Source organism: Pseudomonas sp. SW-3, assembly GCF_016615645.1.
Classification (GTDB): domain Bacteria; phylum Pseudomonadota; class Gammaproteobacteria; order Pseudomonadales; family Pseudomonadaceae; genus Aquipseudomonas; species Aquipseudomonas mandelii.
In genome coordinates, this window is record NZ_CP067098.1 from 759,159 (window position 1) to 778,481 (window position 19,323).

General features: G+C 61.1%; 19 protein-coding genes and 1 pseudogene. 9 read left to right on the top strand and 11 right to left on the bottom strand.

What is annotated here, in order from left to right:
* The first annotated feature begins 275 nt into the window (after positions 1 to 275).
* Together JIO00_RS03255 and JIO00_RS03260 are read left to right on the top strand one after the other, a co-directional pair.
* Positions 276 to 485 (top strand): Flp family type IVb pilin, encoded by a 210-nt coding sequence (locus JIO00_RS03255; RefSeq protein WP_200667611.1) that lies wholly within the window; start codon positions 276 to 278, stop codon positions 483 to 485.
* 68 nt (positions 486 to 553) lie between these two features.
* Complete coding sequence (locus JIO00_RS03260) at positions 554 to 964, top strand: response regulator (protein ID WP_010463827.1); 411 nt, start codon at positions 554 to 556, stop codon at positions 962 to 964.
* A gap of 107 nt (positions 965 to 1,071) precedes the next feature.
* Here the strand turns inward: JIO00_RS03260 and JIO00_RS03265 are convergent, their stop codons facing one another.
* Together JIO00_RS03265 and JIO00_RS03270 are read right to left on the bottom strand one after the other, a co-directional pair.
* A complete protein-coding gene (locus JIO00_RS03265; protein WP_200668598.1) occupies positions 1,072 to 1,926 on the bottom strand; it encodes a MaoC family dehydratase in 855 nt (284 codons plus the stop codon).
* Positions 1,927 to 1,928: 2 nt separating this feature from the next.
* Complete coding sequence (locus JIO00_RS03270) at positions 1,929 to 3,281, bottom strand: 3-oxoacyl-ACP reductase (protein ID WP_200667613.1); 1,353 nt, start codon at positions 3,279 to 3,281, stop codon at positions 1,929 to 1,931.
* 222 nt (positions 3,282 to 3,503) lie between these two features.
* Here JIO00_RS03270 and JIO00_RS03275 point away from each other — a divergent pair, with 222 nt between their 5' ends.
* Entirely contained in the window at positions 3,504 to 4,781 is a 1,278-nt protein-coding gene (locus JIO00_RS03275) for an acetyl-CoA C-acetyltransferase (protein ID WP_083375122.1), read from the top strand.
* On the opposite strand, the gene JIO00_RS03280 is transcribed toward JIO00_RS03275, so the two are convergent.
* Positions 4,768 to 5,796, bottom strand: a complete 1,029-nt coding sequence (locus tag JIO00_RS03280) for a bile acid:sodium symporter family protein (protein WP_145310923.1) — start codon at positions 5,794 to 5,796, stop codon at positions 4,768 to 4,770. The genes JIO00_RS03275 and JIO00_RS03280 overlap by 14 nt on opposite strands.
* Positions 5,797 to 5,880: 84 nt before the next feature.
* Here JIO00_RS03280 and JIO00_RS03285 point away from each other — a divergent pair, with 84 nt between their 5' ends.
* Positions 5,881 to 6,672 carry an AraC family transcriptional regulator gene (locus tag JIO00_RS03285; RefSeq protein WP_010463818.1) on the top strand — a complete coding sequence of 264 codons (792 nt, stop codon included), beginning with the start codon at positions 5,881 to 5,883 and terminating at the stop codon, positions 6,670 to 6,672.
* A 165-nt stretch (positions 6,673 to 6,837) separates the two neighbouring features.
* On the opposite strand, the gene JIO00_RS30070 is transcribed toward JIO00_RS03285, so the two are convergent.
* Both JIO00_RS30070 and JIO00_RS30075 read right to left on the bottom strand, forming a co-directional pair.
* A complete protein-coding gene (locus tag JIO00_RS30070) occupies positions 6,838 to 7,605 on the bottom strand; it encodes a methyl-accepting chemotaxis protein (RefSeq protein ID WP_370655161.1) in 768 nt (255 codons plus the stop codon).
* Positions 7,606 to 7,743: 138 nt separating this feature from the next.
* Positions 7,744 to 8,784: pseudogene (locus JIO00_RS30075) on the bottom strand (cache domain-containing protein); the annotation flags it as partial.
* A 447-nt stretch (positions 8,785 to 9,231) separates the two neighbouring features.
* Between JIO00_RS30075 and JIO00_RS03295 the strand changes: the two are divergent.
* Positions 9,232 to 10,125 carry a PA4780 family RIO1-like protein kinase gene (locus tag JIO00_RS03295; protein ID WP_010463815.1) on the top strand — a complete coding sequence of 298 codons (894 nt, stop codon included), beginning with the start codon at positions 9,232 to 9,234 and terminating at the stop codon, positions 10,123 to 10,125.
* A 137-nt stretch (positions 10,126 to 10,262) separates the two neighbouring features.
* Positions 10,263 to 11,480, top strand: a complete 1,218-nt coding sequence (locus tag JIO00_RS03300) for an MFS transporter (RefSeq protein ID WP_200667617.1) — start codon at positions 10,263 to 10,265, stop codon at positions 11,478 to 11,480.
* Here the strand turns inward: JIO00_RS03300 and cueR are convergent.
* The 3 genes from cueR to JIO00_RS03315 all read right to left on the bottom strand — a co-directional run bounded on the left by cueR (position 11,434) and on the right by JIO00_RS03315 (position 14,830).
* Positions 11,434 to 11,847, bottom strand: a complete 414-nt coding sequence (gene cueR, locus JIO00_RS03305; protein WP_010463810.1) for a Cu(I)-responsive transcriptional regulator — start codon at positions 11,845 to 11,847, stop codon at positions 11,434 to 11,436. The genes JIO00_RS03300 and cueR overlap by 47 nt on opposite strands.
* Entirely contained in the window at positions 11,844 to 14,237 is a 2,394-nt protein-coding gene (locus JIO00_RS03310) for a heavy metal translocating P-type ATPase (RefSeq protein WP_200667619.1), read from the bottom strand. The genes cueR and JIO00_RS03310 overlap by 4 nt, the downstream gene beginning before the upstream one ends.
* A 209-nt stretch (positions 14,238 to 14,446) precedes the next feature.
* Complete coding sequence (locus JIO00_RS03315; protein ID WP_010463805.1) at positions 14,447 to 14,830, bottom strand: hypothetical protein; 384 nt, start codon at positions 14,828 to 14,830, stop codon at positions 14,447 to 14,449.
* 147 nt (positions 14,831 to 14,977) lie between these two features.
* Here JIO00_RS03315 and JIO00_RS03320 point away from each other — a divergent pair, with 147 nt between their 5' ends.
* Together JIO00_RS03320 and JIO00_RS03325 are read left to right on the top strand one after the other, a co-directional pair.
* Positions 14,978 to 15,175 carry a cation transporter gene (locus JIO00_RS03320; RefSeq protein ID WP_010463804.1) on the top strand — a complete coding sequence of 66 codons (198 nt, stop codon included), beginning with the start codon at positions 14,978 to 14,980 and terminating at the stop codon, positions 15,173 to 15,175.
* 219 nt (positions 15,176 to 15,394) lie between these two features.
* Entirely contained in the window at positions 15,395 to 16,591 is a 1,197-nt protein-coding gene (locus tag JIO00_RS03325; protein WP_077750216.1) for a multidrug effflux MFS transporter, read from the top strand.
* Between the two features lie 8 nt (positions 16,592 to 16,599).
* On the opposite strand, the gene JIO00_RS03330 is transcribed toward JIO00_RS03325, so the two are convergent.
* From JIO00_RS03330 to JIO00_RS03340, 3 genes are all read right to left on the bottom strand, one after another.
* Entirely contained in the window at positions 16,600 to 16,773 is a 174-nt protein-coding gene (locus tag JIO00_RS03330; protein ID WP_010463800.1) for a hypothetical protein, read from the bottom strand.
* A 150-nt stretch (positions 16,774 to 16,923) separates the two neighbouring features.
* Positions 16,924 to 17,937, bottom strand: a complete 1,014-nt coding sequence (locus tag JIO00_RS03335; RefSeq protein ID WP_010463797.1) for a zinc-binding alcohol dehydrogenase family protein — start codon at positions 17,935 to 17,937, stop codon at positions 16,924 to 16,926.
* 32 nt (positions 17,938 to 17,969) lie between these two features.
* Positions 17,970 to 18,263: a putative quinol monooxygenase gene (locus JIO00_RS03340; protein WP_010463795.1), complete on the bottom strand. Its 294-nt coding sequence runs from the start codon at positions 18,261 to 18,263 to the stop codon at positions 17,970 to 17,972.
* Positions 18,264 to 18,380: 117 nt separating this feature from the next.
* On the opposite strand from JIO00_RS03340, the gene JIO00_RS03345 reads away from it, so the two are divergent.
* Positions 18,381 to 19,310, top strand: a complete 930-nt coding sequence (locus JIO00_RS03345; RefSeq protein WP_200667620.1) for a LysR family transcriptional regulator — start codon at positions 18,381 to 18,383, stop codon at positions 19,308 to 19,310.
* The last annotated feature ends 13 nt before the right edge of the window (positions 19,311 to 19,323 follow it).

The following is a 19,323-nucleotide window of genomic DNA, read 5'->3' on the forward strand; positions in this document are numbered from 1 at the left end:
ACTTCGCAATCAGGCAGCTTTGACCTTCTAACTATTTCGCTATTTGACGTTAGCGCAGGTAGATCAAAATGCCATTACTCCTTGGAAAATATCTAACGAAAGTAAGAGGCTATCGTGCCAAACCTGGTTTTTTGGCGTCGATTGGCCGGTTAATACTTAAGTATTAATTCGTTCTTACAGTTGTTGGTAAGCGGAATGCCGACAATGCTGATGCTGGCACAGGGGAATCATGTTGCGGCCATGCAACACCCGGCACCCTCCAAGGAGAAAACGTCATGTCCCTCACTCAGTTTGTTCAGCGGCTGAAGTCTGAAGTCGTCTTCTACATCAACCTGGCGAAAGACACCGAAGGGGCTTCGGGTATTGAGTACGCCATTATCGCGGGGATGGCGGCGGTCGCGCTGGTAGCTTTCATGGAGCCGATCTCGGGTTCGATTACTTCGATCTTCACCAGTATCACGGCGTTACTGCCGGCGGCGCCTTGATCGATGCCGTTTGCCAACGGGCCTGAGTGGTTTTAACGTCAGCGCTTAGTCCATCGCAGGAAAACCCTATGAACGCTCTCGCATTCCCACGCCAACAACTCCTTCTGGTCGATGACGAGGAGGATGCGTTGCTGGAACTGGCGGAGCTGCTTGAGGGCGAGGGCTTCAATTGCTTTACCGCAACCTCGGTCAAACTCGCTCTGAATCATTTGACCCGCCATCCCGATATCGCCCTGGTGATCACCGATCTGCGCATGCCGGAGGAAAGCGGCATGTCGCTGATCAAACGCCTGCGCGAGCACACCTCCCGCCAGCATTTACCCGTGATCGTGACATCCGGCCATGCAGACATGGAAGATGTCAGCGACATGCTGCGCTTGCAGGTGCTCGACCTGTTCCGCAAGCCGATCTATCACGTGCGGTTGCTGGAGACGCTCAATAACCTGTTTCCGCAGCCAAGCGCGCACTTCAATCACTGAACCAGCCCTTTTCGCGAGCAGACTCACTGCCTCGGACGACTCGCAAACGCGGTCCCCTGCAGGCGCGAACCTGCTCGCGACGGCGATTTCACAGATGATCAACCGGTTCAGGCAATCGGCCGCCAATGTCCCACCATATGTTCAAGATCCCCCGCCCCCAGCAGCTGGAAATCCCCACTGGATCCCGCCGCGCTGACCAGCAACGTCACCTCACTCGGCAACCGCACCGGTTTCCTGAACTGCACCGCCATCTCGACATTCGCCGTGGGCAGATGCTCACTCAACGCTGCCAATGTCCGGGCCTTGTTCCACAATCCATGAGCAATGGCCGTCGGAAAACCAAACAGCTTGGCGCTCGCGGCACTCAGGTGAATCGGGTTGTAGTCCCCGGATACTTTTGCGTACTGCCGGCCGATGTCCGCCGGCGCATTCCAGCGAGCCACTTGCGTCATCTCCAGGGTTGATGCCAACACGTCCTCGACCGGTTCGCCTTCGAGCTTGACCCCGCGGCACAGCATCTGGCTTTCAGCTTCCCACAACGGCCCCAACTGATCGTCAAGCGACGTCACCAGATCGAACGTCGCACCCTTGGCATGGGGTTGCAGGTTCTGCACCTGCACGCTGACCCGAACACGGTTGACCCCACCCATGGGGCGCAATACACGAATGCGATTGCTCAGGTGAATCAGCCCCAGCAGCGGGAACGGAAAGTCCTTGGCCGTGAGCAATTGCATCTGCAAGGCAAACGCCAGGATGTGTGGATAGGTCGGCGGCAGCAAACCGTTATCGGCAAAACCACAGACCTTGCGATACGCCGCCAGGCGTTTCGGATCGACCTCGAGCCAGCAGCGCAATCCCGTGTCGGGCAACGTGGTGCCGGTGATTTTGCGCCGTGTTGCCGCCTTCACGTACAGCCCCGTCAGGCTCGGTTCGCGGTTGAGGGTGTGCCAATCGGTGATCATGTTCATGCCCCCAGGACGCTTTGGCCGCAGACTCGCAACGCTTGCCCGGTGAACGCGCCGGTCCCTGGCTGAGCAAGCCACGCGACGGCTTCGGCAACGTCTTGTGGCAGGCCGCCCTGGCCCAAAGAACTCATACGTCGCCCGGCTTCACGGATGCCGAACGGCAGGTGCGCGGTCATCTGGGTTTCGATGAACCCCGGCGCCACCGCATTGATGCTGATGCCGCGTTGACTCAGCAGCGGCGCCCAGGCCTGGGCCAGACCGATCAGCCCGGCCTTGCTCGCCGCGTAATTGGTCTGCCCGCGATTGCCGGCGATGCCGCTGATGGACGCCAACAGAATCACCCGCCCGTTGTCATGCAAGGCGCCGCTGTCGAGCAGGGCCTTGGTCAGCACTTGCGGCGCGTTGAGGTTGACGGCGAGCACCGCGTCCCAGAATTCGGGGGTCATGTTGGCCAGGGTTTTGTCGCGGGTGATGCCGGCATTGTGGACCACGATGTCGACGCCGTCGGGCAGCAGTTCGATCAGCTGCGCGGCGGCGTCTTCGGCGCAGATGTCCAGGGTGATGCTGCGCCCGCCGAGGCGCGCAGCGAGTGCATCGAGGTCGGTTTTGGCCACAGGTACGTCAAGCAGGATGACCTCGGCACCGTCACGGGCCAGGGTTTCGGCGATGGAAGCGCCAATGCCGCGCGCGGCACCCGTGACCAGCGCCTTGCGCCCGGCCAGTGGGCGAGTCCAGTCCGACACCTGCGTATCGCAAGCCTTCAAACGAACCACCTGGCCTGACACAAACGCACTTTTGGGCGAGAGGAAAAACCGTAGCGGCCCTTCGAGTTGATCCTCGGCGCCGTCACCGACATAGATCAGCTGCAAGGTGCCGCCGCTGCGCAATTCCTTGGCCAGCGAGCGACTGAAACCTTCCAACGCACGCTGTGCGCTGGCGGCGAACGGGTCGGTCAACGTCTCTGGCGCACGCCCCAGAATTACCAGGTGCGCGCTGTGATCGAGGTTCTTGATCAGCGGCTGGAAGAACTCGCGCAGCTGTTTGAGCTGATCGGTCTGCACTACGTTACTGGCGTCGAACACCACGGCTTTGAGCTTGGGGCCGTGGCCGGGAATCCACGCGGTGGCCAGCGAGGGGTCAGTGCCGTAGCTGTAGATCGCATCGGTCAGGCGATTGGCAAAAGCGCTGACTTTCTCTGTCAGCGGGCCGCCGCCAATCAACAGCGCCCCTTCGACAGGCCGCAGTCGGCCTGCTTGCCACCGCTCCAGGCGTACCGGAGACGGCAGTCCCATGGCCCCGACCAGACGATGGCCGATGGAGGAATTGGCGAAGTCGATATAACGGTCAGACATGGAACGCACTCCGGCAGCTGGGGTTCAAAGTGTGGACCACGAATGGCAATCAGTCGTTCGATCCACGATATAAGGCCTACGCTTGAACAGTGTAGGAGCGAAGCTTGCTCGCGAAGACGATGTTTCATTCAGAGGAGATATTGAATGTGCCGGCGCCTTCGCGAGCAAGCTTCGCTCCTGCAGGGCAGGTGTTTACATCTGATTTTTTGACAGGAGCTTTTCATGACCCAGCTGCGCCGCGTCGCGATTATTGGCGGTAACCGAATCCCCTTCGCCCGCTCCAACGGGCCTTACGCCACCGCCAGTAACCAGGCGATGCTCACCGCAGCGCTCGAAGGCCTGATCGAACGCTACAACCTGCATGGCCTGCGGATCGGCGAAGTGGTCGCGGGGGCGGTCCTCAAGCTGTCCCGAGACATGAACCTGACGCGCGAGTGTGTGCTCGGTTCACGGTTGTCCCCCGGCACCCCGGCCTATGACATTCAGCAGGCGTGCGGCACGGGCCTTGAAGCGGCGTTGCTGGTGGCGAACAAGATTGCGTTGGGACAGATCGAGTGCGGCATTGCCGGTGGCGTCGATACCACCTCGGATGCGCCGATCGGCGTCAGTGAAGGTTTGCGCAGGGTGCTGTTGCAAGCCAATCGCGCCAAGACCACCGGCGACAAACTGAAAACCTTTCTGCAGCTGCGTCCCCGGGACTTGATACCGGAGTTCCCGCGCAACGGCGAACCGCGCACCGGTTTGTCCATGGGCCAGCACTGCGAGTTGATGGCCCAAACCTGGAACATCCCCCGCGAAGAACAGGATCAGCTGGCGCTGGAGAGCCATCGGAACCTGGCCGCGTCCTACGCCGAAGGCTGGCACAACGACCTGATGACACCGTTCCTCGGCCTGACCCGCGACAACAACCTGCGCCCGGACCTGACCCTGGAAAAACTCGCCTCGCTGAAACCGGCCTTCGAGAAAAGCGCCAAGGGCACGATGACGGCGGGCAACTCCACGCCGCTCACCGATGGCGCGTCGCTGGTACTGTTGGGCAGTGAAGAATGGGCGAAGGAACGTGGCTTGCCGATCCTCGCCTATTTGCGTGACGGCGAGGCCGCGGCAGTGGATTTCGTCAACGGCGCCGAAGGGCTGTTGATGGCGCCGGTGTACGCGGTGCCCCGTTTGCTGGCGCGCAATGGCCTGACCTTGCAGGACTTCGATTACTACGAAATCCACGAAGCCTTCGCCGCGCAGGTGCTCTGCACGTTGAAGGCCTGGGAAGATCCGGAGTATTGCAAAACCCGTCTCGGCCTCGATGCGCCGCTGGGCTCCATCGACCGCAGCCGCCTCAACGTCAAAGGCAGTTCACTGGCGGCCGGGCATCCGTTTGCCGCAACCGGCGGGCGCATCGTCGCCAACCTGGCGAAGTTGCTCGACGCGGCGGGCAAGGGCCGAGGCCTGATCTCGATCTGCGCCGCTGGCGGCCAAGGGGTGACGGCGATTATCGAGCGCTGATCAGTTCGGCGTTCTGCTGCGCGATGCGTTCACGGTTGCGGTTGGCGTAGCTCTCGGCCATCACCGAGCAGACGATCAACTGCAACGGGTGATAAATCATGATCGGCAGCAGAATCAGGCCCAGGCCAGGGTTGGCGCCGAAGATCAGTGCCGCCATCGGCGCACCGGCCGCGAGGGATTTTTTGCTGGCGCAGAACACCGCAGCGATCTCATCCGCCGGGCTGAATTTCAGTGCGCGAGCGGTGCGGGTAGTCATCCACAGGATGACCGCCAGCAGGATCACGCTGCCGATCAGTGCGCTGAGAATTACGCCGTTGCCCTGTTGTTGCCACATCCCCGAGACCATCGAGTTGCAGAACGCCGAGTACACCAGCAACAGAATCACCAGCTTGTCGACGATGTTGGTGTAGCGCTTGTGGCGGGCGAAGAACTTGCCGAACATCGGCCGCAACAGCTGGCCGAGCACCAGCGGCACCAGCAACATGGCGCAGAGGTCGAGCAGCGTCGAGCCCAGATCGATGCCGCCAGCACCGCTGCCGACCACCAGGCTTACCAGCAACGGCGTCAGGAAAATCCCCAGCACGCTGGACAGGCTCGCATTGAGTATCGCCGCCGGCACGTTGCCGCCCGCGCTGCCAGTCAGGGCCACAGACGAAGAAATGGTCGACGGCAGGGCGCAGAGGTAGAAGAAGCCAAGCATCAACAGCGAAGGCACGTGCGAACCCAGCAGCTTGTCGCTCAGCAACCAGATCAACGGGAACACCATGAAGGTGAAACCCTGGACCATCACGTGCAGCTTCCAGTTCTTCAGGCCGTGGCTGATCTGCTCGCTGGAGAGGTTGACCCCGTGCAGGAAGAACACGAGGAACACGCCGATGTTGATCACATATTCCGCGTGCATCCCGCCACCCGTGGCGCCGAAGACCGGGAAGAAATACGCCAGCAGCGTGGCGATCAGCATGCCGCACAAGAACCAGTCGGTGACCACGCGTTTGAGGTGTTTGAAGGCATGCATAACGGCCACCGAATACATTTGTAAGAATTGATGACTTAGCCTAACGTCGGCCCTATCTGCCGTCTTGCGACATAAGGCCAATCAATGCCGGCTAACGGACAACTTTCCCTCGAACGGGCCATTCCGACGCTGAAGGCGCTACCGCGTCCGCTGTTCGCTCGGGCGGAAAGTCTGAATGCCGGGTCGTGGACGCCACCTCATCGCCACGATTGGGTGCAGTTTTCCTACGCCATCAGCGGCGTTCTCGGCGTGCACACGGCTGAGGGCAGTTTCTTTGCGCCGCCGCAGTGGGGGATCTGGATTCCGGCGGACCTCGAACACCAGGTGGTGACCTCGATGCGTGCCGAAATGCGCAGCCTTTACGTGCGCCGCGAGGACTGTGAATGGGCCGACGGGCGTTGTCGGGTGCTGGAAGTCACGCCGCTGGCCCGGGAGCTGATCAAGCGTTTTTGCTTGCTGCCGGTGGAGTATCCGCAGGGCGACAGCCAGGAAACGCGGCTGGTGAATGTGCTGCTGGATCAGTTGGCGAATCTGCCGGAGGTGGGGTTTTCCCTGCCGTTGCCGCGTCATGAACGGCTGCTCGGGTTGTGCAATGAGCTGATCGAACGTCCGGAGCTCAGTGTGACGTTGCAGGAATGGGCGCAACGCCTGGGCACCTCGGAAAAGACGCTGATGCGCTTGTTCCAGCGCGAGACCGGGCTGAGCTTTCGCGGGTGGCGACAGCGAATGCGGTTGCTGTCGTCGCTGAGTTTGCTGGAGGAGGGCGACAGCGTGACCCATGCCGCGCTGTCTTGTGGGTATGACTCGACGTCGGCGTTTATTGCGGCGTTCAAGGGGTTGTTCGGCTTCACACCCGGTGAATTGTTCAAACAGTAATTGTGGCGAGGGAGCTTGCTCCCGCTGGAGCGCGAAGCGGTCCCAATTCAGTAAACACGCTGTATCAGGTATTCCGTGTTTACCGGTTTGCGACCGCTTCGCGGCCGAGCGGGAGCAAGCTCCCTCGCCACAGGTATCGGTTTTCGACCCGTTAGATCAGCGACCTCAGGTCCTGAAGCGACGAACCAACCCGTCCAGTTCATTCGACAACCCGGCCAGGCTCTGCGAGTCCAGGCGCGCCGAGTTCGCCAGTTCTGCCACCAACTGCGCGTCGCCATGGATCTGGCTGATGTGCCGGTTGATGTCTTCGGCCACCTGATGCTGTTCTTCCGCCGCCGTGGCGATCTGCGTGTTCATGTCGCGAATCACATCCACCGACTCACGAATCAGCCCGAAACTGCTGCGCGCTTCACCGATGCGGGTCACCGATTGTTGCGACACTTCCAGGCTCGCATGCATCTGTTGAGTCACTTGGCTGGTGCGCTTGGCCAGGTTGCCCAGCAAGCCATCGATTTCCGCCGTGGAATCCGCCGTGCGTTTGGCCAGTGCCCGGACTTCATCCGCCACCACTGCAAACCCGCGACCTTGCTCACCGGCCCGTGCAGCCTCAATGGCGGCGTTCAGGGCCAGCAGGTTGGTCTGTTCGGCAATCGAGCGAATGGTCCCCAGGATCGACTGGATGTCGTTGCTGTCGCGTTCGAGCTGTTGCATCGACTGCGCCGACTGTTCGATTTCCTGGCTCAGGCGATCAACGCTGGTCACGGCCGCATCAATCTGTTGCTGACCTTGACGCGCCTGGCGCTGGCCACTGTCGGCGGATTCTGCCGCCTGGCTGCATGAGCGCGCGACTTCGTTGGCGGTGGCGACCATTTCATGGAACGCCGTGGACACCATGTCCACCGCCTCACGCTGGCGCCCGGCGGCTTCAGCCATATCGCTGGAAACCTGAGTCGAGCTTTTGGAGGTGGCGAGAATCTTGGTCGCGGCACCGCCGATGCTTTGGATCAGGTTACGAATCGCCGTCAGGAACTGATTGAACCAGTTGGCCAGTTGCGCGGTTTCGTCGCTGCCACGGATTTCCAGGTTTTTGGTCAGGTCGCCTTCACCTTGGGCGATGCCTTCCAGGCCGCTGGCCACGCTGCGGATCGGTCGCACGATGACACTGGCGAAACTGGCGCCAATGATGGCGAAGAACACTGCCAGAACGGCGGCGATGATTGCGATCAGCCAAGTCAGTTGAGTCGCGGAGCTCATCACATCGTTTTGCTTGATCAGGCCGATAAAGGTCCAGCCCAGTTGCTCCGACGGCCAGACGTTGGCCATGTAGCGTTCGCCGTTCAACTCGACTTCCACCAGGCCTTTGCCGGCCTTGGCCAGTTGCGCATAAACTTCGCCGAGGCTGCTCAGGGCTTTGAAGTTGTGTTCCGGTTGTTTCGGATCGACCAGCACGGTGCCGGTGTTTTCCAGCAGCATCAGGTAGCCGGTTTCACCCAGTTTGATCTGCTTGACGATCTCGGTGAGCTGCTTGAGCGTCACGTCGATACTGACCACGCCGCCGTTGGTGCCCAATTGGTTGTCGATGGTGCGCACGGTGCTGACGTAGGTCGCATCGTCCTGGGCCCAGTAATAGGCCTCGGTGCGAAATGGTTTGCCCGGCTTGGCCTGGGCCGCCTTGTACCAGGGGCGCTGGCGCGGGTCGTAATTGTTCAGCTTGGCATCGTCCGGCCAGGACACGTAACCGCCCGCCGCAGTGCCGAGGATGGCATAGGCATAGGACGGATGGCTGTTGCCCAGGTCCTGCAGGAGGCTGAAGACCTTTTTGTCCATCTCGCCCTGGGGAATGCTCTCGGCGTTGGCGCTCATGTAGGTCTTGAGGCTGTCGTCGGAGTTCTTGATCAGCGGTTGTCTGGCCAGGTAGTCGACGTTCTGGCTGATGCCGTCGAAGAACAATTGCATCGCGTTGCTGACCTGACGAATTTCACGACCACTGCCGTCGACGAAATTCGCCTTGGCGTCACTGCGCAAATTCAGCACCACGAGGGTGGCGACCAGCACCACGGGCAGGCAGGCGATGATTGCAAACGCCCAGGTCAACTTCTGTTTGATGTTCATCCGCGCTCCAGATTTTTCTTGTAGGCCCACGCAGTGCAGATGACTCGCGGATTATTGGCAGCCGTAAACGTATTTGATCAACCCGGATCCCTGAGCGCGCCATCGTTTTTGTAGTCGGAACGATTGTCGGACAAATCACTCTGTCACTGAGGACTTCGGCTGAATTAATGGGAAATTGAGGCTTGGTGAGAAATATCCTACGAAGGGTGTGAATTAAGGTGTCAGCTTCTGTCGCAAATGCCCTCGCACCCCTTCGCCACACAGTGGTGCAGGCTCAGCTATGATCTCGGGCGGCCGATGACGACCGAAAGGAGTTGGCCGATTAATTCGGCACATTGTGTGCATCACGACGTTCATAGGTCGGCAACCCCTCCCCCGAACGAGTGGATTGCCGTATAACGAATGACTTTCGCGTGTTTGGTAATAAAGGACCCACAATAAAAGCTGATGAAGACTCCAAAACGCATTGAACCCCTGATCGAGGACGGTCTGGTCGACGAGGTGCTGCGCCCACTCATGAGTGGTAAAGAAGCAGCTGTTTATGTGGTGCGCTGCGGTAACGAGCTACGTTGCGCGAAGGTCTACAAGGAGGCGAATAAACGCAGTTTCCGTCAGGCGGCCGAATATCAGGAAGGCCGCAAGGTGCGCAACAGCCGCCAGGCTCGAGCGATGGCCAAAGGCTCGAAATTCGGCAAGAAAGAAACCGAAGACGCCTGGCAGAACGCCGAAGTGGCGGCGCTGTTCCGTCTGGCCGGTGCCGGTGTTCGGGTGCCCAAGCCGTATGACTTCCTCGAAGGCGTACTGCTCATGGAGCTGGTGGCCGACGAGTACGGCGATGCCGCGCCGCGTCTGAACGACGTGGTGCTGGAGCCGGACCAGGCGCGCGAATATCACGCGTTCCTGATTTCGCAGATCGTGCTGATGCTGTGTACCGGTCTGGTGCACGGTGACCTGTCCGAGTTCAACGTGCTGTTGACCCCGACGGGCCCGGTGATCATCGACTTGCCGCAAGCGGTAGACGCGGCGGGCAACAACCACGCGTTCAGCATGCTGGAGCGGGACGTGGGCAACATGGCGTCTTACTTCGGCCGGTTTGCGCCAGAGTTGAAAAAGACCAAATACGCCAAGGAAATGTGGGCGCTGTACGAAGCCGGCACCTTGCACCCGGCCAGCGTGTTGACGGGCGAGTTCGACGAACCGGAAGAATTGGCCGACGTCGGCGGTGTCATACGCGAAATCGAGGCGGCACGCCTGGATGAAGAGCGTAAACAGGCGGTGCGCGCGGCAGATGACGCGCCACCGGGCAAAACCGAAGAGCCGCCTCCACCGTGGATGCAGTGATCGGTTGACGAAAACCCGGCTTCGGCCGGGTTTTTTGTAAATGCTGATCCCTAAACACTGGAGATCATTTGTGGGAGTGAGCCTGCTCGCGCCTACAGTGGATTGTTCCCTGCGACTCCCACACTCAAGGACTGAATGTGAACCCCTCCACCCGCAATGCCCAACTGATCATCGCGGCCCGTCTGGTCTCGGACTTCGGCGCCTTTCTCAACATGGTCGCCCTGGCCACTTACGTCTACCTGCTCAGCAACAGCGCCATGAGCGTTGGCATTTTCCTCGCCAGCCGGGTGGGCGGAGGGGTTTTCGCCAGCTTGATCGGCACCTCGTTCTATCGCCGCTGGGCCGGGCGCATGCCGCTGATTGCCTTTGATTTGCTGCGCGCAGGGTTGTTGGGCCTGTTGCTGGTGCTGCCGGTCGCCCAGCAAGCACTGCTTTTACCGTTGATCGCGTTCGGCCTGGGGTTCGGCAACTCAATGTTCGCCATCGGCCTCAACAGCCAGTTGCCGCACCTGATCGAAGGCGAGCACTTGCTCAAGACCAACGCCTGGATCACCTCGGCCTCGTCGGCGGCCATGGTCGGTGGGAGCCTGGTGGCAGGACTGTTGGTGGCGGCCTTCGGCTTTGAAGCGGTGTTCGCATTGAACGTGGTCACTTATCTGCTGGCCGCGTTGTTCATCCTGCCGTTGCGGTTTTCCCGACCAGCATCCGATCCCGAACCAACCCAGCCTCGTAGTGAGTGGCACGCCTTGCGCCAGGGCTTGCGCAGTACGCCCGTGGTGGCCGCGATGCTCGCCGTGACCATGGCCGACACCTTGGGCAGCGCGGCGCACAACGTCGGCTTTCCGATCATTTCCCGGCTACTGACGCCCGAGTCGGCCAGCACCACGCTGGGCCTGATGCTGGCCGTCTGGGCGTGCGGAAAGCTGATCGGCGCGCGAATCGCCAGTCGCCTGAAAGGGTCGGACAATGCACACCTGGAGCGGCGATTTTTCTTCGGGGTATTGCTGATGTCCTGCGGTTTTATCCTGATGTTCCAGCAGCAGACCCTCTACGGTTTGCTGTTGTTCTCGTTACCGGCCGGATTGGGTGACGGCTTCTCCGAGGTCGGCCTGATGTCGCGTCTGCAACGTGAACCGGACAGCCTGCGCCTGCCGATCTTCAGCTTGCTGACACTGCTGCAAATGACCGGTTTCGGGGTCGGCATGTTGATCGCCGCGCCGTTCTATTCGTGGTGGACGCCGGGGGCCGTGGTGCTGCTGTTCCACGGCGTTCCCCTGACCACGTTGCTGGTGGTGAAGGTGCTCGCGATCAGGGGCGAACGGGTGACGCGCAGCAGCCCGACTCCAGGTTCTTGAGGATCGGACAATCGGGACGATGGTCGCCCTGACAGTGTTCGACCAGGTCCTGCAGGGTGTCGCGCAACTGACCCAACTCGCGGATCTTCTGGTTCAGCTCGTCGATGTGCTGGCGGGCCAGGGCTTTCACGTCGGCGCTGGCCCGTTGGCGGTCCTGCCAGAGGGTCAGCAACTTTCCCACTTCTTCCAGCGAAAACCCCAAGTCCCGGGAGCGTTTGATGAACGCCAGCGTGTGCAGGTCATCGTCGCCATAAATGCGGTAGCCGCTGTCGGTGCGGTGGGCGGCCTTCAGCAAGCCGATGGACTCGTAATAACGAATCATCTTCGCGCTCAGGCCGCTGTGCCGCGCTGCTTGGCCGATGTTCATCGATTGTCCTCCAGGTCCTTGGGTTTCCAGGTTTTCAACAGTAACGCATTGCTCACCACGCTGACGCTGGACAGCGCCATCGCCGCGCCGGCCAGCACCGGATTGAGGAAGCCGAACGCAGCCAGCGGAATGCCGATCAGGTTATAGACGAACGCCCAGAACAGGTTTTGCCGGATCTTTGCGTAGGTCTTGCGGCTGATTTCCAGCGCGGCGGGCACCAGTCGTGGATCGCCGCGCATCAGGGTGATGCCGGCTGCGTGCATGGCAACGTCGGTGCCACCGCCCATGGCGATGCCGATGTCGGCGGCCGCCAGGGCCGGGGCGTCGTTGATGCCGTCGCCGACCATCGCCACCACGCCGGTTTTTTTCAGTTCGGCGACGGTGGCGGCTTTGTCTGCCGGCAAGACTTCGGCGTGGACATTGGTAATGCCCAGCGCTTCGGCAACCACTTTGGCACTGCCGCGGTTGTCGCCGGTCAGCAAGTGGCTGCTGATGTGGCGTGCGCTGAGCTGTTGCACAGCGTGCAGCGCGCCGGGTTTGAGGGTGTCCCCAAACGCGATCAGGCCCAGTACCTTTGGCTCGGGGCTTTGTTCGATCAACCAGGAGAGGGTGCGGCCTTCGGTTTCCCACGCAGTTGCGGAGTCGGCCAGATCCCCTGCGCTCAAACCGCTTTCTTCCAGCAGCCTGCGATTACCCAAGGCCAAACGACGGCTGTCGAGCGTGCCGGCGATGCCGCGACCGGTCAGCGATTGACTGTCGCTAACGTCGGCCACGGTCAAAACCCGTTCGGCGCAGGCGTCCAGAACCGCCTTGGCCAGCGGGTGTTCACTGCCGCGTTGCAGGGCGCCGGCCATTTGCAGCAGGGCGGCTTCGTCACCGTTAATGGCACTCAGATGAGCGATTCGCGGCGAACCCGAGGTCAGCGTGCCGGTCTTGTCGAACACTACGGCGCTGACTTCATGAGCGCGTTCGAGCGCTTCGGCGTCCTTGATCAGAATCCCATAGCGGGCCGCGACGCCGGTGCCGGCCATGATCGCGGTCGGCGTGGCCAGCCCGAGTGCGCAAGGGCAAGCGATGACCAGCACGGCGACGGCGTTGATCAACGCGGTTTCAATCGGCGCGCCGTACAACCACCAGCCAATCAGCGTCGCCAACGCGATCAACAGAACGGTAGGCACAAATACCTGACTGACTTTATCCACCAGCTTCTGAATCGGCGCTTTGGCGGCCTGGGCGTCTTCGACCAGACGGATGATCCGCGCCAGCACGGTTTCCGCCCCCAACGCTTGAGTGCGAACCAGCAACCGGCCTTCGCCATTGATGGCACCCCCCGTGACCTTGTCACCGGGTTGCTTGGGCACCGGCAGGCTTTCGCCGCTGATCAGCGCTTCGTCGGCGTGGCTCTGGCCTTCGACCACTTCACCGTCCACCGGGAAGCGTTCGCCGGGTTTGACCATGACCAGGTCGTTTAGGCGCAAGGCGCTGATGGCAACGTCCTGCTCGCGGCCGTCGATCACCTGAATGGCGCGTTCCGGGCGCAAGGCTTCGAGGGCGCGGATGGCGCTGGCGGTCTGGCGCTTGGCACGGCTTTCCAGGTATTTGCCCAGCAACACCAAGGCAATCACCACCGCCGAGGCTTCGAAATATAGATGAGGCATGCGCCCGGCCGCCGTGGCCCATTCATAAAGACTCAAGCCATAGCCGGCGCTGGTTCCGAGGGCGACCAGCAAATCCATGTTGCCAGCCCCGGCGCGCACGGCTTTCCAGGCGGCCACATAAAAACGTGCGCCGAAAATGAACTGCACCGGCGTGGCCAGCGCGAATTGCACCCAGGCCGGGAGCATCCAGTGCACGCCAAACGGTTGCAGGAGCATTGGCAACACCAGCGGCAGGGCGAGGGCGATCGCCATGATCAACGCCCAGCGCTCACGGTGCAGGCGCTGCTGTTGCTGATCGGTTTGCGGGTGTTCGACTTCCCAGACGCTGGCGCTGTAACCGGCTTTGGTGACCGCTGCGATCAAGGTTTGCGGATCGATGTGTCCGAGCAGTTCCAGATGCGCCCGTTCGTTCGCCAGGTTGACGCTGACGCTTTTCACCCCGGGCACTTTGGCCAGCGCCCGTTCGACGCGACCGACGCAGGAAGCGCAGGTCATGCCGTCGATGCTCAACTCCAGACTTTGCTGCGGCACGCTGTAGCCGGCCTGCTGCACCGCGTCGATCAAGGCCGGCAGGCTGTCGCCGGGCGCCTGGACCCGCGCCTGCTCGGTGGCGAGGTTGACGCTGACGGCAGAAGCGCCGATGACTTTGCTCAAGGCACGCTCGACACGCCCCGCGCAACTGGCGCAGGTCATGCCGGCAATCGGCAGATCGAACGTAGTGGATTCGGACATCGGTCGCGCTCCCTGTAGAAGATGTCTACAGGATCAACCTTGCCATGCTGGCAAGGTCAAGCGCCATGTCTCAGATCAAAAGACCTGATCGTTCCCACGCTCTGTGTGGAAATGCAGCCGGGACGCTCCGCGTCCCATTTAAAAGCCCAACGCAGAGCGTCCGTTGAAGTGTTTCCCGCCGCAGAGCATGGGAACGATCGGTGTGGCGATTAGTAGTCGAGAGCGGTGGGCTTCAGGTACATCCCTTCCTGCGTCATCGCAATCCGGAACTTCAACACGTCCCCGGCCTTGAGCGTGATGTTCTGCGAACCCGGTGCGAGCATGCCCGGGTTGCAACCCGGTGCCTGGCCCGGCAACAGTTTGAGGCGCAGGGACACAGTGCCCGGCGGCAGGTTGAACGAGGTGCTTTGTTCCTGGAACAGCCGCGCCGACAGTTGGTCCTGGATGTAGACGCCGATCTCGCAGGAGGTCGCGACTTCGAGGCGCTCGCGAGAAATGATCAGTACGCCATAGTCCTCCCCGGCGGCTTGAACCGAAGGTGTCGCGGCAAATAGGCTGAGGAAGCCAAACAGGCTGAGAGCTGACCAGCGCATGGCTGAATCTCCTGAAGTCGAGTCATTGATGCACGCAGCTTGGCCGAGCGCGACACCGATTGCCAGCCCGGCAGATTTTGGCAGAACTTGACCTTGCCATGGTGGCAAGCCCGAGACTGCTCGCAACCTCATAAAAGGAGCCACACCATGCAAGTGTTCAACGTTCAAGGCATGTCCTGCGGTCACTGCGTCAAAGCCATTACCCAGGCGCTGCAAGCCAAGGATCCTGCGGCCAGCGTGCGGGTCGATCTGGCAGCCGGGGAAGTCGGTGTGGAAAGCGCGCTGACGACCGAGCAAGTGATCGCTGCGATCACGGAAGAAGGCTACGACGCCAAACTCGCTTAAGCCCAGGCACAATCCCCTGTAGGAGCGAGCCTGCTCGCGATAGCGGTGTGTCATTCAGCGTTGATGTTGACTGGCACTGCGCTATCGCGAGCAGGCTCGCTCCTGCAGGTTTTATATTTATCCAATGATATTTAATAGTTAGCGAGCTATCGGAATGTTCAAGGCGTCCATGCGCGGCTAGACTGTCGGGCTGCCGACCCATGCCCAACTGGATGCCTGATGAACTTCCGTACCATTTTGATTCTTGGCGCCCTGAGCGCTTTCGGTCCGCTGGCAATCGATTTCTATCTGCCGGCGTTCCCGGCGATGGCACTCGCGTTCGGTACCGATGAGAAACACGTCCAGCTGACCCTGGCCGCGTACTTCCTGGGCCTGTCCCTGGGTCAACTGGCATACGGACCGGTGGCGGATCGCTTCGGGCGAAGGATTCCGTTGCTGACAGGCGTCGGGTTGTTCACCGCGGCGTCCCTGGCCTGCGCGTTTGCGCCAAATCTGGAATGGTTGATCGGCGCGCGATTCATCCAGGCCCTTGGTGGTTGCGCCGGGATGGTGATCGCCCGTGCGGTGGTCAGTGACAAATGCGATGCGGTGGGCTCGGCGAAAGTCTTTTCGCAATTGATGCTGGTGATGGGCCTGGCACCGATTCTCGCGCCCATGCTCGGTGGACTGCTGGTCAACACCACCGGCTGGCAGTCGATCTTCCTGGTGCTGACCGGATTCAGTGCGCTGGCAGGGTTGGCCGTGGCAATCGGGTTGCCGGAAAGCCTGCCGGCCCACGTACCGCGTCAACCGCTGTCGGGGGCGTTGCGTCAGTACGGTCGGCTGTTGTCGGATCCGGTCTACCTTGGCCACGCCTTGACTGGCGGTATCGCCATTGCCGGGATGTTTGCCTACATCGCCGGTTCGCCGTTCGTCTTCATCAAACTCTACGGGGTCCCGGCCGAGCATTTCGGCTGGCTGTTCGGGACCAACGCGGCGGGTTTCATTCTGGTGGCGCAGGTCAACGCACGACTGCTGGCCAAGCGTGGCCCGGCATTTCTGCTGGTGCGTACCGTGTGGATTTACCTGGGGGCGGGCCTGACGCTGCTCGCCGTCAGTGCGCTGCACACCGAACAGTTATGGCCGCTGCTGATTCCGCTGTTTATCTGCATCGCCAGCCTCGGTTGCATCCTCCCCAATGCCTCGGCCTGCGCCATGAACGGGCAGGGCGCTCGCGCCGGCAGTGCGTCGGCGATGCTCGGGTGCCTGCAATTCAGCGTCGCCGCCGGAGCGGCTGCATTGGTCGGTGTTTTACACGATGGCAGCGCCGTGCCGATGGCCATGGTCATCAGCCTGTGCGGGATTCTGGTGGTGAGCGCGGCGATGCTCACCCGGCGTTTGCAAAATGCCCGGGCATTGGCGCAAACCCAGGTCTGAGGGCGGACTCAGCCAGCGGCGCGCTGTTGTTGGCGGTCGGGAATTTGATGGGGCGCGAGCAATCGCGCTTCAAGGGTCTTGGTGAAGGCTAGCGCTTCAGCTTCGCTGCGGAACGTAACAGCGTGTTGGTCCAGACGAACCTGCCACTGGGATTTAGCCACTTCTTTAATCAGGATCTTCATTGCTGAACTCTCCTCTCTTAAAAGATGTTGCGTAAAAGATTGCATCGCAGAGGTTTCGATTGTAGACCCGAATACGATCGTAATTGTGACATGGGTCAATTCTCGGACTGACGGTGTCGTCCATCCGGACGACACTTGTCTCAATCTGTTTCAGAACCCTTCGAGCACAATCTTGCCCTTGGCCTTGCCGCTTTCCAGCAGCTCATGGGCGCGTCGCAGGTTGGCCGCGTTGATGGTCCCGAAGTGCTCGCCGACCGTGGTTTTCAGCGTCCCGGTGTCGATCAGCCCGGCCACGCGGTTGAGTAAGTGGTGCTGCTCGATCATGTCCGCCGTTTCGAACAGCGAGCGGGTGTACATGAATTCCCAGTGCAGCGACAGGCTCTTGCGCTTGAGTTTGGTCACGTCCAGCGCTTTCGGATCATCGATCAGCGCCAGTTTGCCTTGTGGCGCCAATGCCTCGACCAGTTGATCCAGGTGATGATCGGTCTGGGTCAGGCTGGCGACGTGGGTCACATTGTCCACGCCTGCGCGTTTGAGTTCTTCACTCAACGGCTGGCTGTGATCAATCACCAGATCGGCGCCCAGTTCGCGTACCCAGCTCTGGGTTTGCGCACGGGAAGCGGTGCCGATGACCTTCAGCCCGGTGAGTTGGCTGGCCAGTTGCGTGAGGATCGACCCTACGCCGCCCGCCGCGCCGACGATCAGCAGGCTCTGGCCTTCATCGGTTTTACCTTCGCGCACTTGCAGGCGTTCGAAGAGCAATTCCCAGGCGGTGATGGCGGTCAGCGGCAGTGCGGCGGCTTCGGCGAAACCGAGGGTTTTCGGCATATGGCCGACGATGCGTTCATCCACCACGTGCAATTCGCTATTGCCCCCCGCACGGGCGATAGAGCCCGCGTAAAACACCTTGTCGCCAGCCTTGAACAGCGTGACTTCGCTGCCGACAGCCTTGACCACACCGGCCACGTCCCAACCCAGCACTTTCGCCGCGCCGCCTTCAGGCTGGACGTTCTGGCGGACCTTGGTGTCGACCGGGTTCACCGAGATGGCTTTGACTTCCACCAACAGGTCGCGCGGACCGGCAACCGGTTCTGGCAGTTCGATGTCTTGCAGGGCATTGGCGTCGCTGATCGGTAACGAGGTGTAGTAGGCGATGGCTTTCATGTGCGGCTCCTGAACAGTAATAGATGAAGGGATCAAGCCACGGTGCGCAGGCGCTTGAGGTCGAAGTGCTCGAGAAAGTCGCCGGCCTTGGCGCGGAAGTTCTGTACATGGGCGCTGGCGTCATGGGCTTGCAGGGCTTCGTCGCTGCTCCAGTGTTCAATCATGTAGAACGCCAGTGGATTGGCCAGGTCCTGATGCAAATCGTATTGGCCGCAACCGGCCTCGGCGCGGGTCGGCTCCACCAGCGCACGCAGGTGTTGTTCGAGGGCGTCTTGCTGGCCGGGTTTGGCAATGAGGGTGGCAATGGCGGTGAAAGGCTGGGACATGGTCGCTCCGCAAACGGGTTGATTTCGATGGGACAGATGATTGGCTATTTCTCTGCAAGATAAAACCCGCTAAAAGAGCAGTCTCTTTCAATATTTTTTTGATAATCGGGGCTGAGAATGCTGCGTTTCGATGACTTGCAGTTATTCGTCCGGGCTGCGGACCTGGGGAGTCTGTCGGCGGCGGCGCGGGTGATGGACATGTCGGCGGCGGTGGCCAGTGCGGCTTTGAAGCGCATCGAACAGCAACTCGGCGCGCGCTTGCTGGCGCGCTCCACCCGCAGTTTGCGTCTGACCGCCGAAGGTGAGGGCTTTCTGGAATATGCCCGGGCCGCCCTGAGCAATCTCGACGAGGGTCGTCGCTTACTGGCCAGCGGTCAGGATCAGGTCAGCGGGATTCTGCAGTTGTCGGCACCGTCGGACTTTGGCCGCAACCTGTTGCTGCCGTGGCTCGACGAGTTCCAGCGCGAGCACCCTAAACTGACCGTGCGCCTGTTGCTGGGGGACCGCATCGCCGACCTGTTCCGCCAACCCGTGGACATTGCCCTGCGTTACGGCGAGCCGGAAGACTCAAGCCTGGTGGCACTGCCCATCGCGACGCAGAACCGCCGAGTGCTCTGCGCCGCGCCGAGTTATCTGGCGAGGCACGGCGAGCCGCGGCATCTGGAACAACTGGCGCAGCACAATTGTTTGTTGTTCATGCTCGGTAGCCGGGTCCATGACCATTGGAGTTTCCACGACGGCAAACGCGAAGTCGGGCTGACCGTCAGCGGCGATCGCTTCAGTGACGACGCCGATGTCGTGCGGCTGTGGGCAGTGGCGGGGGCCGGGATTGCTTACAAGTCCTGGCTCGATGTCGCGGCCGATGTGCTCGCCGGCCGGTTGAAAGTGCTGATGCCGGAGTTGCTCTGTGAGCGCGCACCGCTGAATTTGCTGTGCGCCCATCGCGCACAATTGAGTAAGCCGGTGAACCTTCTACGGGAAATGCTTGCCAGCCGATGCGCTCTTTTAGGCAGTCAATTTCCGACAATATCGGGCATCGATCATTAGTCGCAGGCAAATA